This is a genomic window from Streptomyces sp. B6B3, assembly GCF_039871525.1.
Lineage (GTDB): Bacteria > Actinomycetota > Actinomycetes > Streptomycetales > Streptomycetaceae > Streptomyces.
Genome location: NZ_JBDPLU010000003.1, coordinates 419,716 through 435,829, shown reverse-complemented (window position 1 = coordinate 435,829; position 16,114 = coordinate 419,716). Strand labels below are relative to the sequence as shown.

16 protein-coding genes are annotated in these 16,114 nt (G+C 75.0%); 8 read left to right on the top strand and 8 right to left on the bottom strand.

Annotated elements, in window-relative coordinates; all coding sequences use genetic code 11:
• Positions 1-49: 49 nt before the first annotated feature.
• The gene (locus ABGB06_RS09690; protein ID WP_347587324.1) at positions 50-703 is read left to right on the top strand and encodes an ATP-binding cassette domain-containing protein; all 654 of its coding nucleotides are present in this window, start codon (positions 50-52) and stop codon (positions 701-703) included.
• Positions 684-2,261 (top strand): DUF6297 family protein, encoded by a 1,578-nt coding sequence (locus ABGB06_RS09685; protein WP_347587322.1) that lies wholly within the window; start codon positions 684-686, stop codon positions 2,259-2,261. The genes ABGB06_RS09690 and ABGB06_RS09685 overlap by 20 nt, the downstream gene beginning before the upstream one ends.
• Before the next feature lie 4 nt (positions 2,262-2,265).
• Here ABGB06_RS09685 and ABGB06_RS09680 read toward each other — a convergent pair whose 3' ends face one another.
• Positions 2,266-3,156, bottom strand: a complete 891-nt coding sequence (locus tag ABGB06_RS09680; protein ID WP_347587320.1) for a phosphatidylinositol-specific phospholipase C/glycerophosphodiester phosphodiesterase family protein — start codon at positions 3,154-3,156, stop codon at positions 2,266-2,268.
• 166 nt (positions 3,157-3,322) lie between these two features.
• On the opposite strand from ABGB06_RS09680, the gene ABGB06_RS09675 reads away from it, so the two are divergent.
• A complete protein-coding gene (locus tag ABGB06_RS09675) occupies positions 3,323-4,027 on the top strand; it encodes a histone deacetylase (protein ID WP_347587548.1) in 705 nt (234 codons plus the stop codon).
• Here the strand turns inward: ABGB06_RS09675 and ABGB06_RS09670 are convergent.
• Complete coding sequence (locus tag ABGB06_RS09670) at positions 3,988-5,127, bottom strand: MarP family serine protease (protein WP_347587318.1); 1,140 nt, start codon at positions 5,125-5,127, stop codon at positions 3,988-3,990. The two genes, ABGB06_RS09675 and ABGB06_RS09670, sit on opposite strands and share 40 nt — an antisense overlap.
• A gap of 148 nt (positions 5,128-5,275) precedes the next feature.
• Complete coding sequence (locus ABGB06_RS09665; protein ID WP_347587316.1) at positions 5,276-5,695, bottom strand: DoxX family membrane protein; 420 nt, start codon at positions 5,693-5,695, stop codon at positions 5,276-5,278.
• Positions 5,696-6,057: 362 nt separating this feature from the next.
• Here ABGB06_RS09665 and ABGB06_RS09660 point away from each other — a divergent pair, with 362 nt between their 5' ends.
• Positions 6,058-6,942 carry a SigB/SigF/SigG family RNA polymerase sigma factor gene (locus ABGB06_RS09660; RefSeq protein ID WP_347587314.1) on the top strand — a complete coding sequence of 295 codons (885 nt, stop codon included), beginning with the start codon at positions 6,058-6,060 and terminating at the stop codon, positions 6,940-6,942.
• Positions 6,943-7,021: 79 nt separating this feature from the next.
• Positions 7,022-7,999, top strand: coding sequence for a zinc-binding dehydrogenase (locus tag ABGB06_RS09655; RefSeq protein WP_347587312.1), 978 nt, complete (start codon positions 7,022-7,024; stop codon positions 7,997-7,999).
• Positions 8,000-8,015: 16 nt separating this feature from the next.
• Here the strand turns inward: ABGB06_RS09655 and ABGB06_RS09650 are convergent, their stop codons facing one another.
• The 5 genes from ABGB06_RS09650 to ABGB06_RS09630 form a co-directional block, all read right to left on the bottom strand.
• The gene (locus ABGB06_RS09650) at positions 8,016-9,104 is read right to left on the bottom strand and encodes an alpha/beta hydrolase-fold protein (RefSeq protein WP_347587310.1); all 1,089 of its coding nucleotides are present in this window, start codon (positions 9,102-9,104) and stop codon (positions 8,016-8,018) included.
• 90 nt (positions 9,105-9,194) lie between these two features.
• Positions 9,195-10,013, bottom strand: a complete 819-nt coding sequence (locus ABGB06_RS09645; RefSeq protein ID WP_347587308.1) for an ABC transporter permease — start codon at positions 10,011-10,013, stop codon at positions 9,195-9,197.
• Positions 10,010-10,954 carry an ATP-binding cassette domain-containing protein gene (locus tag ABGB06_RS09640; RefSeq protein WP_347587306.1) on the bottom strand — a complete coding sequence of 315 codons (945 nt, stop codon included), beginning with the start codon at positions 10,952-10,954 and terminating at the stop codon, positions 10,010-10,012. Before ABGB06_RS09640 ends, ABGB06_RS09645 begins: the two co-directional genes overlap by 4 nt.
• Before the next feature lie 91 nt (positions 10,955-11,045).
• On the bottom strand, positions 11,046-12,197 hold the full coding sequence (locus ABGB06_RS09635; protein WP_347587304.1) for a hypothetical protein: 1,152 nt from the start codon (positions 12,195-12,197) through the stop codon (positions 11,046-11,048).
• Between the two features lie 33 nt (positions 12,198-12,230).
• Positions 12,231-13,187, bottom strand: coding sequence for an LLM class F420-dependent oxidoreductase (locus ABGB06_RS09630; RefSeq protein ID WP_347587302.1), 957 nt, complete (start codon positions 13,185-13,187; stop codon positions 12,231-12,233).
• Positions 13,188-13,368: 181 nt separating this feature from the next.
• On the opposite strand from ABGB06_RS09630, the gene ABGB06_RS09625 reads away from it, so the two are divergent.
• From ABGB06_RS09625 to ABGB06_RS09615, 3 genes are all read left to right on the top strand, one after another.
• Entirely contained in the window at positions 13,369-14,184 is an 816-nt protein-coding gene (locus ABGB06_RS09625; protein WP_347587300.1) for an SDR family oxidoreductase, read from the top strand.
• Positions 14,185-14,337: 153 nt separating this feature from the next.
• Positions 14,338-14,649 (top strand): hypothetical protein, encoded by a 312-nt coding sequence (locus tag ABGB06_RS09620; RefSeq protein WP_347587298.1) that lies wholly within the window; start codon positions 14,338-14,340, stop codon positions 14,647-14,649.
• Entirely contained in the window at positions 14,649-16,085 is a 1,437-nt protein-coding gene (locus tag ABGB06_RS09615; RefSeq protein WP_347587296.1) for a C2 family cysteine protease, read from the top strand. The genes ABGB06_RS09620 and ABGB06_RS09615 overlap by 1 nt, the downstream gene beginning before the upstream one ends.
• The last annotated feature ends 29 nt before the right edge of the window (positions 16,086-16,114 follow it).

Genomic DNA, 16,114 nt, shown 5'->3' with positions numbered 1-16,114 from the left:
CCGCAACCCGCCAGAAGGGGACCGCGGGGTGGCTGATTCCATGGGGGGCATGGACGTTCTGGGGCTGGCGGGGGTGGTGCACGGCTACGGAGAGCGGGACGTCCTCGTCGGGGTGACGCTGGGGGTCGCCGCCGGGGAGTGCGTCGTGGTGGTGGGGGGCAACGGGGCGGGGAAGTCGACCTTGTTGCGGATCGCGGCGGGGCGCGAGCGGCCGGCGGAGGGGACGGCGGCGTTCCGCGGCGAGGCGGCGGACGAGAACGCGGCCGGGTTCCGGGCCGGGGTGGCGGCCGTGCTGGAGGTCGGGGCCTGCTATCCGGACCTGACCGTGCGGGAACACCTGATGTTCGTGGCGTTGGCCCACGGGGCGGGGGCCGAGGCCGGCGCGGTCGTGGCCCGGGCGTTGGCGGAGCACCGGTTGGCGGGCCACGGGGACGCGCTGCCGTCCGGACTGTCCTCGGGCCAGGCGCAGTTGCTGGCGCTCGCGGCGGCGTGGGTGCGGCCGTACGCGCTGCTGGTGCTCGACGAGCCGGAACAGCATCTGGACACCCGGGCCCGGGAGGAGTTGGCGCGGCGGGTGAACGACGCCAAGCGCGGCGGGGCGGCGGTGCTGGTCGCCACACACGACGAGCGGCTGGCCGAGGCGGTCGGGGACCGGGCGTTCACGCTGGACGACGGGCGGCTGCGTGCCCACGTCGACCGCTGAGCCCGACGAGGCCGCCGAGCCAGGCGAGCCCGACGAGGCTGGCGAGCCCAACGGGTCGCGCGCGGCGGCGGGGTCCGTCGACGCCCTGGGGTACCTGTGGCAGTTGCGCCGCGGCCAGCGCCGGGCGGAGCGGCGGCGCCGCGCGTACGCCCTCTACTGCGTCGCGTTGTTGAGCGCGGTGTGGGGCGTCCCGTACCTGGTGTCGGTCGTCGACGCCGCCGGGGACGGCGACTGGCACGGCGCGACGGCCGGCCGGATGCTCGACGCGCTGCCGCTGGTCGCGCCCGCCGTGCTGGCCCTGGTGCCGCTGTCGGCGGCGCTGCGGGCCCGTTGGCGCGGTCCGGTGCTGCTGGACGCCCCGACCGTGGCGTGGGTGCTGCCCCATCCGGTGGACCGGACGCCCCTGTTGCTGCCGCGGTACCACGGTGCGCTGGTTCGGGCGGCGGTCCTCGGCGTGGTCGGCGGCGGCATGGCCGGGCTCCTGGTGCACGCGCTCGGGGGCGGCGGCTGGTGGCAGGCGGTGCTCGCCGGGGCGGGCGCCGGCGGCGCCGCGGCCTGTCTCGGGGTGACGGCCGGGGTGGCGGTGCAACGAGCCGGGGCGGTGTGGCCGGCGCTGGCCGGTCCGGTGCCGTTGGCCGTCCTGGCGGCGGTGCCGTTGCTGGCCGCCGTCGGGCGGGTGCCCCGCCTCGTGGGCGCCGGCGCCGCCCTGCTGGTGGCCGCCGGGACCGGGGCCGCCGTCGTCGCCGCGCGCCGGGCGGTGCCCCGGCTGCCCGCGCGGATGCTGCGGGAGCAGGCGACGGTGGCGGTGCGGCTGACCGCCGCGCTGTACGCGTTCGACCTGCGGCAGGGCCGCGCCACCGTGCGCCGGGCCAGTGGCCGGCGGCCCCGGCCGGGCCGCCGGCCGCCGCTGCCGCGCCGCCGGGCCCTGCTGGTCCCGTGGCGGGACGCGACCGGACTGCTGCGCGAGCCGGGCCGCCTGGTGTGGGCCGCGGTGTGGTGGGCCGTCGCGCTGGTCTGCGCCCCGCTGGCGGACCGGCACGGCGCCCCCGTCACGCTGGCGGCGCTGCTGGCCGGCTACCTCGCCGCCGGGCAACTCGCCGAACCGGCCCGGGTGGAGGCGGACGACGGGCGGCGCGCCGGTCCGTTGCCCTGGCCGGCGGAACGGCTCGCGCTGCGGCACGGCCTGCTGCCGGCGGCCCTGCTGCTGGTGACCGGCGCGCCGCCGGTCGCCCTGGCGGGCGGCGGCGCGCCGGTGTTGCTGCTCGCCGGCGTTCCCGCGCTGGTGGGCGCGGCGCTGGTCAGCGCCTACCGCGGAATCATGCCGGCGGCGCTGCTGCTGGGCCACGAGACGCCGATGGGCAACACCGGACCGATCCAGGCGGTGCTGTGGCAGGTGCGGGGCCCGCTGGTGATCCTCGCCTCGCTGGCCGTGGCGCACCTTCGCGCGCCGGACGCCCCGTGGCCGGGGCTCGGCGTCCTCTGGGTGCTGGGCACCGGGGCGAGCGCCCTGGCCTGGGCCCGTCGCAGGGCCCGGCCGAGGCGCGATCCCGGCTGGTGACGGGTCAGTCGCGGCCGGGCTGGGCGCGCAGGAACGCCTCGAGTCCGGCGAGGTCGTCGGTGTTGAGGTGGTCGACGCCGGCGGCGAGGAGTTCGCGCCAGACGGCCTCGCGGGCCGGGCCCGGGGTGTCGGGGGTGGCCCAGAAGCGGAGGCGCTGGTCGCGGGAGTGGGCGGTGGTCGCGATGGAGTGCAGGAGTTCGCGTTCGGCGTCCGGGAAGGGGCCCTCGCCGAGCCAGCTGAAGCTCTGGGTCCAGTTGGTGCTGATCAGCGGGATGAACGCGGAGGGGTTCGGGCCGTCGGTGGCGAGGTCGTCGAGCCGGCCGTCGTAGAAGGCACGGCGGATGTACTCCTGCTCCATCGGGATGCGGGCGTCGCGCTCGCCGGATATGACGGCGGTGACCGCGCCCTCGCGCACCGCCCCGTACACGCCGCCGACGGCGACGCTCAGCATGGGCGCGTAGCGGCGCAGCTGGCGGGAGAGTTCGCGGTAGGTGGCCTCGCCGGTGTTCTTGATGTCGATGAGGAGCTGCAGCGGGAGGTCGGAACCGCGGTAAACGGAGCCGCCGTTGGCGCGGACGAGCGCGGCGAGCGGGTCCAGGTAGAGGGAGCGGAGGGTGCGCGCCGGGTCCAGGTCCACCGCGTCGTGGGCGACGAGGAGTTCGCCGTCCACCAGCCAGATGTCCGCCTCGACGCTGGTGAAGCCGTGGGCGAGGGCGTCGAACAGCGGGCGGTCGTGCTCGTAGTCGTTGTGCGCGTGGGCCTGGGGCAGCGGGGCCGGGCCGTGCGGGCGGGGGCGGGCGGCGGCCACGGTGGACGAGGCGAACGCGGCGGCGGTGGCGGCGGTGGTGAGGCCGGCCAGGGTGGCGAGGGCGTGCCGGCGGGTGGGAGTTGCCACGAGTCCTCCTGGGGATGCTGCGAGGTGGGTGGAAGTACGGGTCGTGGACCGCAGTGAGTATCCCGGGAGGAAGGCTCAAGTGGTGGATGCGGGGCGAGAGTTTTCTGAGCGGCCATCCGTGGTTCGTCGGCCGGTGCGCGTCTGGTACGCGGCCTACGGGTCCAACATGCACCCCGACCGGCTGGCCTGTTATCTGCGCGGGGGCACGCCCGTCGGCGGGCGGCGGTCGCATCCGGGGTGCCGGGACCCGCGGCCGCCGGGGCGGACGCTGTCGCTGCTGCTGCCGGGGGTGCTGTACTTCGCGACCGAGTCGCTGGTGTGGGGCGGCGGGCGGGCGTTCTACGATCCGGGCGCGGCGGGCGAGGAGACGGCGGCGCGGGCGTACCTGCTGACCGTCGGGCAGTTCTCCGACATCGCGGCGCAGGAGATGGGGCGTCCGCCGGGGGTGGACCTGGACCTGTCGGGGGCGCTGCGGACCGGGCGTGCGCGGTTCGGACCCGGGCGGTACGAGACGCTGGTGCGGGTGGGCGAGCAGGCCGGGTTCCCGGTGCTGACGTTCACCGCGCCGCGCGGCTGGGACTCCGGGCATCTCCCGCTGAACGCGCCGTCCGCCGCGTATCTCCGGCAGTTGGGGGCGGGGCTGGTGGCCGGGCACGGCTGGGACACGGCCCGGGCGGCGGAGTACCTGGCGACCCGGCCCGGCGCCCGCGAGATGTGGACGCCGCAGGCGGTGCGCGAGGTGCTCCGCGGGCTGAGCGAGGGCCCGGCGGGCACGGAGGACACGTCGGGGAGGGACGGCACGGAGACGGCCGGGTCCGGGACGCCGAGGCGTCAGAGGGCGGCGCGTATCTGGTCGGCGGTCAGGACGTAGCCGGTCTCGTCGTCGGTGACGGAGCGGGCGAAGACCATGCCGGCGACCTGGCCGTCCGTGGTGAGCAGGGGACCGCCGGAGTTCCCCGGGCGGACGGTGGAGCGGACGGTGTAGATGTCGCGGGTGACGACGTTCTCGCCGTGGATGTCCTGGCCCTGGGCGGCGGAACGGCCCGCGACGGTCGCGGCCTGGAGGTCGAGGCCGCCGTCCTCCGGATACCCGGCGACCACGGCGGGGTCGCCGCGCTCGGCGTCCGCGTCGTCGGCGGTGAGCGGCAGCGGGGGCGCGTCGAGGCCCGGCACCTCCAGGAGCGCGACGTCGGCGTTCGCGTTGAACTCCACGATCTCCGCCGCGTATCGCTCGCCGACGCCGCCGACCTGCACGGAGACGGATCCGGCGTCGTCCACCACGTGGGCGTTGGTCAGCACCAGGTCGTCGGCGTAGACGAAGCCGCTGCCGGCCTGTCCGGAGAAGCCGGAGCTGGCGTGCACCTTGACCGTGCTCTCCCGCGCCGCGTTCACCGCGGCCGCGGTGACGTTGTCCCCTGAGGGGGCGGGCACCTCGGCGGTCGGCATGTTCTCGAACGGGTTGTAGACGTGGGGGAAGCCGGCGTCGTTCAACGCGTCGGAGGCGCGGCTGAACCAGGTCGGCGCCTGCTCCGGCATCCGGTCCTGCACCCCGCCCAGCACGCTGGACTCCTGGATCGCCCGGTTCAGCCCGGGGGAGGGGGTGGGGGAGAGGCTGCTGGCCGCGATCCAGGCGACGATCAGCACGGCCACGCCGTTGAGCAACGAGCCGCCGACGCCGTCGACCCAGCGCACGGGCGCCCAGGTGAGGGAGGAGCGCAGCCGCTCGGCCAGCGGCCAGGCCAGCGCCTGCCCGGCCGCGGCGGGCAGCAGCACGACGACCAGGGCGGCGAGGGTCGAGCCCATGGTCTCCGGCTGCATGGGGTCGATGAGGTACGGGAGCAGCCAGACGCCGAGCGCGGCGCCGCCGACGAAGCCGGCCAGCGAGACGAGGCCGGCGACCAGCCCGCGGTGGTACCCGGAGAAGCCGAAGCCGACCACCGCGAGGAGCAGCACCACGTCGAGCAGGTTCACCCGCGTCTCACCCTTCCCGCCCCAGCGCTTCGTCCCGTTCGTCGTAAATCGAACGGTCCGGCCCCGACGGCGGTTCCCGGTCGCGCGGGTGACGTCGCGGGTGGGGTCCGGGCCGTCCTGAGGGAAGCTATCAGGTGCCGGCGGGTCGTCAGTCGATGTTGAAGAGCGGGCCGGTGAAGGTGAGTCCGAGGTCGTCTCCGGCGAAGGCGAAGAAGGCGAGCAGCATCAGCGACGCGCCCGCGAGCGCCATGTCCTTGAGGAACTGGATCATGTCCGCCTGCCGGGCCTCGGGGTCGGACACCGTCCAGAAGTTGTGCATGAACAGGGCGGTCGGCACCAGGAACGCGAGCAGCAGCAGCGCGCCGAGGTCCGCCCAGAGGCCGAACAGCACGCTCACGCTGCCCAGCAGGAGCAGCACGCCGGAGGCGAGGACCGTGGCCTGTGCGGCGGGGATCTTCTTGGAGGCCGCGTAACCCGCCATGGCCTTGCTCTGCGTCAGGTGGCCGATGGCCGAGTTGAGGAAGAGCGCGCCGAAGAGGATCCGGCCGATGAGTACGAGGATGTCCATGGGGGCCTCCAGCGAGAGAGCGGGGCGACGCCGGGATAGTTGAACATCGGACCTCTTCGTCACGGTACTCCCGTCCGGGGCGTCCCGCACCCTCGACGGCGCCACGAACGGTGACGAACGCCTGTCCGAGCGTGGCGGGGCTCGGGCGGCGTTGTTTGCTGTCGCGTCATCTCCCAACGCACCTGATACTGCTTGGGAGACCGATGCCGAAGACGTCGTTCCTGCCCAGCGCGGTCGGGCGTGGAGTCTTCGAGCTTCCGAGCGATTCGGGCGAGAGGCGCGTTGCGGCGGGCTGGAGAGCCTGCCGGCGCGAGCGCCGAGAGTGACCAGGGCGCCGGCCTCCTCGCCGTGGGAGAGCTGCCATGACCACAACGTCTGTGCGCACCGGAGACCGGCAGAGGCCCACCCGGCAGGGCCGGCATCCACACGATGACGCCCCGGACACCTCGGGGCAGTTCCAGCGCATCGCGTCGCTTCCCGAAGGGCCGGAGCGCGAGGAGCTGTGCCAGGAGGTGATACGGGCGTGGATGCCGATGGCCGGGCGCCTCGCCCGCACCTTCCGCGACCGCGGCGAGTCGCTGGAGGACCTGGAGCAGGTGGCGGCGCTCGGCCTGGTCAAGGCCGTGAACCGGTACGACCCGCGGCGCGGCTGCGCCTTCGAGAGCTACGCCGTGCCGACGATCGTCGGCGAGGTCAAGCGGCACTTCCGCGACCATCTGTGGGGCGTGCACGTGCCACGCCGCACCCAGGAACTGCGCAACCGGGTGCGGGCCGCCAGCCGCGAGCTGGACTGCCGGCTCGACGACCGCCGGCCGAGCGTGGCGGAGATCGCCGAGTGCACCGGGCTGTCGCCCGAGGAGGTCGGCATCGGCCTGGAAGCCCTCGACAGTTACAGTCCGTTGTCGCTGGACGCCGAGGTGCCGGGCACCGGTGAGGGCTACACGCTCAACGACACGCTGGGCCTGCCCGACCCGGGGTTCGACCAGGTCGTCTACCGCGAGGCGATCAAGCCCAAGTTGCGCGATCTTCCCGAACGCGAACAGACGATTCTCTATCTGCGCTTCTTTGAGGAGATGACGCAGAGCAAGATCGCCGAGCAGCTCGGCATCTCCCAGATGCACGTGTCCCGGCTGCTGGCGCGGATCTGCGCCCGGCTGCACGACGAGATCGAGGGCGATATCGGCGCGTCCAGCGGCGGCGCGTCCAGCGGCGGCGCGGCCGGCGACGGCGACGGCGGCGGCGGTTGACTTCAAGGTTGATTGAGGTTTCAGACTGCTCTCGTGCCGCCGATCGCGGCGGCGCCCGACTCCGAGGAGAGCAGCGCTGATGCGAGAGATCCAGGCCGTGCGGTTCGGCGGTCCCGAGGTGCTGGAGGCCAGGGAGGCGCCGGAACCGGTGCCCGGCGCCGGCCAGGCGGTGATCGAGGTGGCCGCGGTGGACACCCTCCACATCGAGACCATGATCCGGCGGGGCCCGGCCACCGAGTGGTTCCCGACCCGGCCGCCGTACGTGCCGGGCGGCGGGGCCGCCGGACGCGTGGCGGCCGTGGGCGACGGCGTGGATCCCGGATGGGTCGGCCGGGACGTCGTCACCATCGGCGTGGCCAACGGCTCCTACGCCGAACGGGTGACCGCGGACGCCGAGGCGCTGATCCCGGTGCCCGACGGCCTCGGCGTGCGCGAGGCGGCGGCGCTGGTGCACGACGGCCTCACGGCCCTCGGCGTGGCCGAACCGTCCGCGCCCCGCGCCGGCGAGTTCGTGCTGATCACCGCCGCGGCCGGCGGCATGGGCGTGCTGCTGGTGCAGCTCGCGCGGGCCGCCGGAGCCCGGGTCATCGGCGCCGCCAGGGGCGAGCGCAAGCTACGGCTGCTCCGGGACCTGGGCGCCGAACTCGCCGTCGACTACACCGAGCCCGGCTGGGACGACGCGGTGCGGTCCGCGACCGACGGCCGGGGCGTCGACGTGCTGTGGGACGGCGCGGGCGGCGAGATCGGCCGCGCCGCGTTCGGACTCGCCGCCGACGGGGCCCGGGTGTCCGCGCACGGCGCACCCGGCGGCGGCTTCACCGCCACAGACCCGGCGGAGGCGGAGCGCCGCGGGATCACGCTGCGCGGGATCGCGGATCTCCAGGTGACGCCCCGGGCGGCGGTCCCGCGGGCCGGCCGGGCCCTGGCCCTGGCCGCCGCGGGCGAGATCCGGCCGGTCATCGGCCGGACCTTCCCGCTGGACCAGGCCGCGGCGGCGCACGCCGCGATCGAGTCGCGGGAGGTGCTCGGCAAGACCCTGCTCCTGGTCCGGCCCTGACCCCGCCCGACCAGGGCTACCCCAGCAGGGCACCCAGCAGCAGCGGCATTGACAGGCGCAGCTCCCGCCATCCGTACGTTCCGGTGTGCGTGCCGGGATAGAAGTGCGCGGTGACCGGCGTGCCGGCGGCGATCAGCCGCTCGGCCGTGGCCCGCGACTCCCGGCCGATCACCCCCTCGGTCAGCGAGACCACGTTGTCGGGGAACGACTCCGCCACCTCCTCCGTGCCCGGGATGACGGGGTCGTCCTCCCGGTCGGGGTCGTCGAGCATCCCCATGGTGCCGTCGCCCGCCGAGATGTACACCGGAGTCCCGCCGAGCCGGTCCGCCAGGAAGTACGGGTCGTGCGCCCGCCAGTTGGCGCGCTGGGCCACCGGATCACCCCAGATCGCGGTCCCGTCGATGCCGAAGAGCCGCGCGCCGCCGAGCCACACCTCCGGATGCGCGAGCGGATGCAGCGGGCCGCTGTACGAGGCGACCGCGCGGAACAGCCCGGGGTGACGGGCGGCATAGCCCAGCGCGCCGTACCCGCCCTGCGAATCACCGCCAACCGCCCGCCGCCGGCCCGCGCCGTACGCCCGCTCCAGCAGCGGGATCAACTCGTGGACGTGGAAGGTCTCCACGGCGGGGGGCCCGCCCGCGCCGCCGTTCCACCAGTCGGTGTGGAAGCCGAACAGGGGCATGGCCGTCATCACCACCAGCACCTGACGGAACTCGTCGAGGTCCTGGACCCGATGCTGCTCGGTCCAGATGGTGGGCTCGCCGTCCCCGCCGGGCAGCAGGTAGAGCGTCGGCCAGCCGGCGTCGGGCCCGCGCCGGTCCCAGTCGGTCGGCACGAGCAACTCCACCGCCTCGGTGCCGCCCAGGGCGGGCGAGTCGACGGTCAGCCGCAGCAGCCGCTCGTCCACCCGCTCCTCCGCCACCACCCGGATCCGGCGTCCCTCGGCCGGTACCCCGACGGCCGGAGCCGCGCCGGCCCCGGCCAGCAGCGCGCCGGTCGCCACCGCCCCGGCCGCCCCCCGCACGAAACCGCGTCGGCCCAACTCGTCGCGGCGCGCCCCGGGACGCTCCTCCTGGCGTCCCGTGTGACCTCCGATGCGAGTCATGACGTCCTCCCCTTCCCCCATTCCCGGACCCCGGGAACCGGCGTGTTCCTCAAACCATTTCGATTACTGAGAGTGACATTACCTGTGCTGTCAGACATCGCGCCGGCGCAGGACGATCACCGCGCCGAGCAGCGCCGCCGCCGTGTAGCCGGTGACCAGCAGCAACGACGGCCACGCCGTGAGGCTGCCGACCGCCTCGGCCGAGGCGTCCGAGGTCTGCGTGAGCTTCTCCAGCGCCGCGGTCGGGGAGACGCCCGCCACCCACCGCTCGGCGTCGCCGAACAGCGGCCCCAGCATCGACGGCAAGAGCAACACCCCGACCACCGCCGTGATCGCGCCCGCCGCGTGCCGCACCAACGTGCCCACGGCCAGTCCGAGCAGTCCCGCGACGGCGAACGCCGCAGCGACCCCGAGCAGCGCGGGCATCGGCTCCCCCTGGGCGTACTCCTCGCCCAGCAGCGCGTCGCCCACCAGGTACGCGCCGGCGCACGAGGGCAGCGCGAGGGCGAACAGCAGCCCGCCCACCAGCACCGCCTTCGCGGACAGCACCACGCCCCGGCGCGGCACCGCCGCGAACGTCGTGCGGATCGTGCCGCTGCCGTACTCGCCGCAGACCACCAGCGCGCCCACCACCGCGGCCAGCGCCAGCGCCGGCACCGCGATCGTCAGGCTGCCGCCGAGCACCGTGTCGTCGGGCTGGAGGCTCTCGGTGGCCGCCACGAACACCGCGCCCGGCACCGGCAGCAGCGCCATCGTCCACGCGGTCCACACGGTGGACCGCACGCTGCGGAACTTGATCCACTCGTACGCCAACGCCCGACCGAACGCACCCGGCCCCGACCCCGCGGTCGCCCCGTCGCGTTCGTCCCGCCCGGTCCGCTCCGCCGTCATCGGACGCTCTCCCGTCATCGGACGACTCCCTCTCCCCGCCGCGCCCCCGGCGCGGCCCGGTACTCGGCGGCGTCCGCGGCCATCGCCGTGTAGACCTCCTCCAGCGAGGACCGACGCGGGGTCAGCTCGTGCAGCGCCAGCCCGTTCGCCCGCGCCAACTCGCCCACGGCCGCCGCGTCCCGCCCCTCCACCAGCCAGCCGCCCCGGGCGTCGGGCCCGGGCCGCACCACGGCGCCCGCGCCCTCCAGAAGCTCACGCAGCCGCTCCGCCTCCGGGGCGCGCACCAGCGTGCGCGCCCCGGCGTGCGACTCCAGGAACTCCCGCATCGGCGCGTCCGCCAGCAGTCGGCCGCGACCGATCACCACCAGATGGTCCGCGGTCAGCTCCATCTCGCTCATCAGGTGACTGGAGAGGAAGACGGTCCGCCCCTCCGCGGCCAGCGAGCGCATCAGGTCCCTGATCCACCGGATGCCCTCCGTGTCCAGGCCGTTGACCGGCTCGTCCAGGATCAGCACCTCCGGATCGCCGAGCAGCGCGCCCGCGATGCCGAGCCGCTGGCCCATGCCCAGCGAGAAGCCGCGCACCCGGCGGCGCGCCGTGCCCGGGTCGAGGCCGACCAGGTCGAGCACCGCGTCGACCCGGCGGCGCGGGATGCCGTTGCTGGCGGCCAGCCCGGCCAGGTGCTGGTAGGCGGAACGCCCGCCGTGCACGCCGCCGGCGTCCAGCAGCGAGCCGACCACCCGCAGCGGGGTGGCCAGCTCCCGATACGGCCGGCCGGCCACGGTGACCCGTCCCGACGTCGGCGCGTCGAGCCCCAGGACCAGCCGCATGGTGGTGGACTTGCCGGCGCCGTTCGGGCCCAGGAAGCCCGTCACCCGGCCCGGCCTGACGCTGAAGGACAACCGGTCGACGGCCGTGCCGTCCCCGTATCTCTTGGTGAGTTCGCGTGCCTCGATCACCCCTCCGACGCTAGGCACCGGCGCCGCGCCCGCCATCCGCCACCGGGAGTCGGCGGCTACTCCCACCGGCGTACCCGCCGGCCTCCCCCGGTCACCGGCGCGGCGCGAACGCGGGAAACGCCGCCGGATCGGCGAGGTCGAGGTCCGCGTCCGGCCAGCGTCGCCGCAGCAGCGCCGCCACCCGCCGCGCCCAGCCCGCCAGCCGCGGCAGCGCCCGGAACGCCTCCGCGGTGTGCGCCGCGGCCTCCAGGGTCGCGACGAGCTGCGGCCGGCTCGGGTGGCCGGCCGGCCTGTCGTCCAGCGTCGCGAGGCGCTGCAGCCGGATGATCGCCCAGTCCAGGCATGCCGCCGCGAGGCCCGGGCCGTACCGCAGGTCGTCCGCCGCCTCCGGCACGCCCTCGGCCAACGCGCGGCGGTAGTCGTCGGCGAGGCCGGTGCCCTGGGGATCGCCCACCGACATCCACGCCGGTCCCGGCACGTGCAGCCACACCGCGTCCCGGAGGGCGTGGGTGAAGCCGGCGAACTCGAAGTCGATGAGCCGGGCCTCGGGCGGGCCCGCCGCGTGCAGCAGGACGTTGTTGGGCTGCGCGTCGTTGTTGCTCAGCGCCAGGAACGGGCCGGGCTCCGCGAGTTCGGCGTGCGCGGCGGCCAGTTCCGCCGCGGCCCGGTCGGCGAGCGGGGCGCCGAGCGCCGCGGCCCGCCGTCGCGCCTCCTCCCGCAGCCGGGCGAACGGTCCCATCCGGTCGGCCGCCGGATCCACCGGGCCGAGCGCGGCTCGGCGGGCGTAGTAGGCGCCGGCCTGGCCGGCGGTCGCGGCGCCCAACTCGCCGCAGGCGCGGGCGAACGCGGCCAGCCGGTCGGCGTGCGCGGCGGCCCCGTCGCGGCGCAGCAGCAGATCGAGCGCGGTGCGCGGCGCGAGGTCCTCCAGGATCAGCAGGCCGGCGTCGAGGTCGGCGGCGAGCACCCGCGGCGCGAGCGCGACGCCGCGGTCCTCGGCGAGGAAGCCCAGCGCGGCCAGTTCGCTGCGCAGCCGCCACTCGTCGGGCGCCGTCTGGCTGTGGAACCGGCGCACCCACTTCACCACGACGGTCTCCGGACCGCCCGGGCCGTCGAGCCGCGCCCGGGCGACGGCCCAGGGCTCCAGCCGCCGCCACTCCTCGACGGCAACGGGCGTGCCCCGACGCCCGGTCAGCAGGGCCGCCACCGCGGCGGAACGGTCGGTCGCGGCACCGGCGTCAGGCATCCGCGCAGCCTAACCTCCCGGCCGCCGCGGTCGTCAGGCCGAGCCGGGGGCCAGCGCGGTCAGGGTGCGGCGCCCGTCCGGATCGCCCTTGGTGGCCGGGGCGATCGCGACCTCGTCGAGGCCCGCCGCGGCGTACTCGGCCAGCCGGGCCCGCACGGTCGGGAGGTCCCCGACCAGCCCCAGCAGGCTCGCCGCGGCCCGCGGCAGCGCGGCCAGCCGTTCCTCGAACGGCGCCCCGGCGCGGGCCAGTTCGACGGCCTCCTGGTAGCCCGCGGCGACGAACATCTCGGCGTAGCCGCGCACCGTGAGATAGCCGGCGATGCCGCCGAGGATGTGCGAGTACGACTCGGGCACCGGATCGACGGCCGCCGGCAGCCACGCCGCGAGCCGGGGCGGCGCCGGCCGTCCCGCCTGTTCCGCCGCCGCGTCCAGCTTGGCCCGCAGCTCGCGCACCTGCTCGGGCGAGACCAGGTCGAGCACCATCCGGTCCGCGTGCCGCGCCGCCGTGGCGATGGCCCGGGGGCCGAAGGCCGCGACGGTCAACGCCCCGCCGGGCGGGGCCAGCCGGCGCCGGAAACCGGCGCCCCACTCCGCGACCTGGCCGCCCAGCAGGGTGCGCACCGCCGCCGCGCTCTCCTCCAGCACGCCGGCGACGCCGGCCCGCGAACGGCCGTGCACCTCCTCGACCACGCGGACGCTGGAGGCGCCGAGCGCCACCCCGACCGGCAGGCCGGTGAGCGCGGCGGCGCCCGCCGCGCCCCGGGCGATGGTCGCCGGGTCGCGCACCGAGACGGGCACCGGGCCCGCGGTCAGCGCGATCCGCTCCGCGCGCACCCCGATGGCGGTGGCGAGGGCGAACGCGTCCCAGGTGGGGCCCTCGCCCAGCCAGACCTCCGGATAGCCGAGCCGGTCCGCGAGCAGCCCGACCCGCACCGCCTCCAACGGCGGCCGGTCGTCCTCCCGTGACGCTGCTACCACACTGATGTCCATGCGTCGCACCCTACGGCGACGAGGCCGCGCCGGCGCCGACCCGGCGCTGGCCGGGCGCTGACCGGGAGGTGAGGCCGAGAGCGCCCCGGCGCCCAGCCGGCGCCGACACGGGCGCCGACACGGGCACCGACCAGGCACTAATCCGGTTGAACCCGGCGCCCGCCGCGGCGATGATGCCGCGGTGATCGATACGGGACTCGCCGGCCGGGTGGTGCTGGTCACCGGCGGCAACGGCGGCATCGGGGCGGCCATCGTGCGGGCGTTCGCGGCCCAGGGCGCGCGGGTCGCGGCGCACTACCTCGACGCGCCGGGCCCGGACGGCGCCGAGCCGCCGGCCGGCGTGCGGTGGGAGCACGTCACGCCGGGGGCGCGCGCCGCCGAGGACCTGGTTGCCGGGCTGGGCGGGGCCGAGGCGGGCGTCGTCGCCGTGGGCGCGGACCTGGCCGTGCCGGACGCCGCGCCCGCGCTCTTCGACGCCGTCGAGGCGCGCCTGGGCCGGGTCGCCGTGCTGGTGAACAACGCGGCGCACTGCGAGGCCCCGGACACCATCGACGAGTTGACCGCCGACAGCCTCGGCCGCCACTACCGGGTCAACGCCATCGCCCCGGCGCTGCTCACCGCCGAGTTGGCCCGGCGTGTCCCCGACCGCCGGGGCGCCGCCGAGCCCGGCTGCGTGGTCAACGTCTCCACCGACGCCGCCCGCGCCTTCCCGCGTCAGATCGGCTACGGCACGTCCAAGGCGGCGCTGGAGGCGTTCACCCGGGGCGCCGCGCTCGACCTGGCCGCCGCCGGCATCCGGGTCAACGCCGTCGCCCCGGGGCCGGTGCAGACCGGGTGGATGACCGAGGAGGTCCTCGACCACGCTCGGACCCTCGTCCCGATGGGTCGCGTCGGCGAACCAGCGGACATCGCCGACGCCGTCGTCTTCCTGGCCTCCCACCAGGCGAGGTGGATCACCGGGCAGGTGCTCCAGGTCGCCGGCGGACACGCGTTGTGACCGGATGAACGCGTTCCGGCCGGCGTTGCGAGCGAACTGTCGGTCCTCCGTCCGGATTTCGTAACGCCTGTTCCACGGCTCCTGCCGGGCGGTCGTACCCTTTGCTAGCGTCAACGCCGCATAGACGGGGACGAATTACGAGGTGTGTGCGGCATGGATGACTTGACGCCGGAGCAACTCGGTGACCGGGCCGAGAAGCTGCGGGAGGCCGCCACCCGGGCGCGGGAGTTGGCCGGTTCGCTGGGGGAGTATCTGGACTCCGCGGTGACGAAGGCGACCGGGGACGACCCGTCGATCTGGACCGGGCCGTACGCGGAGGAGGCGTCCGGGCATCTGCGGGGGCAGCAGACGACGTTGCGCGCCATGGCGAGCAGTCTGCTCGCGGACGCCACGCGGTGGGAGAACGAGGCCGGTCAGATGGACGACGAGGCGGGCAGCCGCGAGGACGACGAGGGGGGTAACTGATGAGCTACCGAGGCTTCGACGTCGGGGAGATCAGATCGCTCGCGGGTGATCTGTCCACGTTGGGGGACGAGGCGCCGACGTTGCACCTGGACATCGCCACCGTGCTGAACAAGGCGCACACGGCGATGGCGACAGGCCCGGCGACGTACGACGGCGACCTGGAGAAGGTGCGCACCTCCGGTGTCACGGACGTGGTCCTCGACGGCCTGCCGTTCGGCGGATCCGGCACGCTCCCGCTGGCGCTCAACGACGACCTCAACGGCATGTCCGCGGAGATGGGGCGGCGCTGCGACCAGCTGGACGCCGTCATGGAGCTGGACGGCACCGACTACCCGGTCACCGACGACGACATCTTCCTCGACGAGGAGCCGCCCAGCAAGGAGGACATCGACGAGGCGGTGCGGTTCTTCGACAACCTCAACGACGACGACGGCCTCAGCGCACCCACCAACACCGAGGACATGCAGGCGGCGATGGCGGAGCTGGAGGGTCTCAGCGCCGCCGAGCTGAACATCGTCCTGTCCAAGGTGCCCGAGGGACAGCTGGAGGAGTGGAACGAGCTGCTCAACCAGACGCGTCTCGGCAACTTCATGGGGGTGTCGCGCGAGGAGCGCAACGCCCACCTCAGCGACCTTTTCGCGAACGTCAACAGCGGCAACCTCGACGCGTTCATGGCCGCCTTCGACGTCGAGCCCAACATGATGAACGGCAAGTACCTCGACGGCTCCGAGGACTACGGCATGCCGCCGAGCGACCAGCCGATGTTCAACAACGACGAGGTCGACGTCCACGACATCGACCAGGGCAGTTTCGGTGACTGCTGGTTCCTGGCCTCGCTGGCCGCGCTGACCGAGGCCAATCCGGAGTTTGTCCGGGAGGGCATACGCGAGAACGACAACGGCACGGTCAGCGTCCGGCTGTGGGACGCCGAGGGCAACATGCAGTGGGTCACCGTCAGCGCCGAGCTGCCGCTCAACGACAACGGCGACCCGGTCTCCGCCAGCGACGGCGGCGGCCCGCTGTGGCCGGCCTACTACGAGAAGGCGTTCGCGCAGGTCTACGACGAGGACCCGCCGGGATCGTACGGCGCCATCGAGGGTGACTGGGCGGAGAACGCGGTGCCGTACCTCACTGGTGGCGAGGCGGAGGACATCTCCTCCGGGTTCTGGGACTGGGGCGGCAGCAACTTCGACAACGTCAAGCAGGCGTTCGAGGGCGGCAAGTCCGTGATGGTCTCCTCCACCGGGGACGCCCCCGACAGCTGGGAGGACCAGGGGTACACGGACAGCCACGCCTACTACGTGGTCGGCTTCACCGACGACGGGAACATCCTCATCGGCAACCCGTGGGGACGCGACGACTTCCCGCCGATCGAGGCCACGCCCGAGGAGTTCGAAGAGGCCTTCGACGACCCGACGGCTATGAATGTCCCGTGACGATCCGGAATGGCGGCGACCCGAGCGGG

Bases quoted from the DNA above. Each gene is read 5' to 3' on its own strand.
- ABGB06_RS09690 (WP_347587324.1), top strand. From the start codon at position 50: ATGGACGTTCTGGGGCTGGCGGGGGTGGTGCACGGCTACGGAGAGCGG.
- ABGB06_RS09675 (WP_347587548.1), top strand. From the start codon at position 3,323: ATGCACCCCGACCGGCTGGCCTGTTATCTGCGCGGGGGCACGCCCGTC.
- ABGB06_RS09665 (WP_347587316.1), bottom strand. From the start codon at position 5,695: ATGGACATCCTCGTACTCATCGGCCGGATCCTCTTCGGCGCGCTCTTC.
- ABGB06_RS09660 (WP_347587314.1), top strand. From the start codon at position 6,058: ATGACCACAACGTCTGTGCGCACCGGAGACCGGCAGAGGCCCACCCGG.
- ABGB06_RS09655 (WP_347587312.1), top strand. From the start codon at position 7,022: ATGCGAGAGATCCAGGCCGTGCGGTTCGGCGGTCCCGAGGTGCTGGAG.
- ABGB06_RS09650 (WP_347587310.1), bottom strand. From the start codon at position 9,104: ATGACTCGCATCGGAGGTCACACGGGACGCCAGGAGGAGCGTCCCGGG.
- ABGB06_RS09645 (WP_347587308.1), bottom strand. From the start codon at position 10,013: ATGACGGGAGAGCGTCCGATGACGGCGGAGCGGACCGGGCGGGACGAA.
- ABGB06_RS09635 (WP_347587304.1), bottom strand. From the start codon at position 12,197: ATGCCTGACGCCGGTGCCGCGACCGACCGTTCCGCCGCGGTGGCGGCC.
- ABGB06_RS09630 (WP_347587302.1), bottom strand. From the start codon at position 13,187: ATGGACATCAGTGTGGTAGCAGCGTCACGGGAGGACGACCGGCCGCCG.
- ABGB06_RS09620 (WP_347587298.1), top strand. From the start codon at position 14,338: ATGGATGACTTGACGCCGGAGCAACTCGGTGACCGGGCCGAGAAGCTG.
- ABGB06_RS09615 (WP_347587296.1), top strand. From the start codon at position 14,649: ATGAGCTACCGAGGCTTCGACGTCGGGGAGATCAGATCGCTCGCGGGT.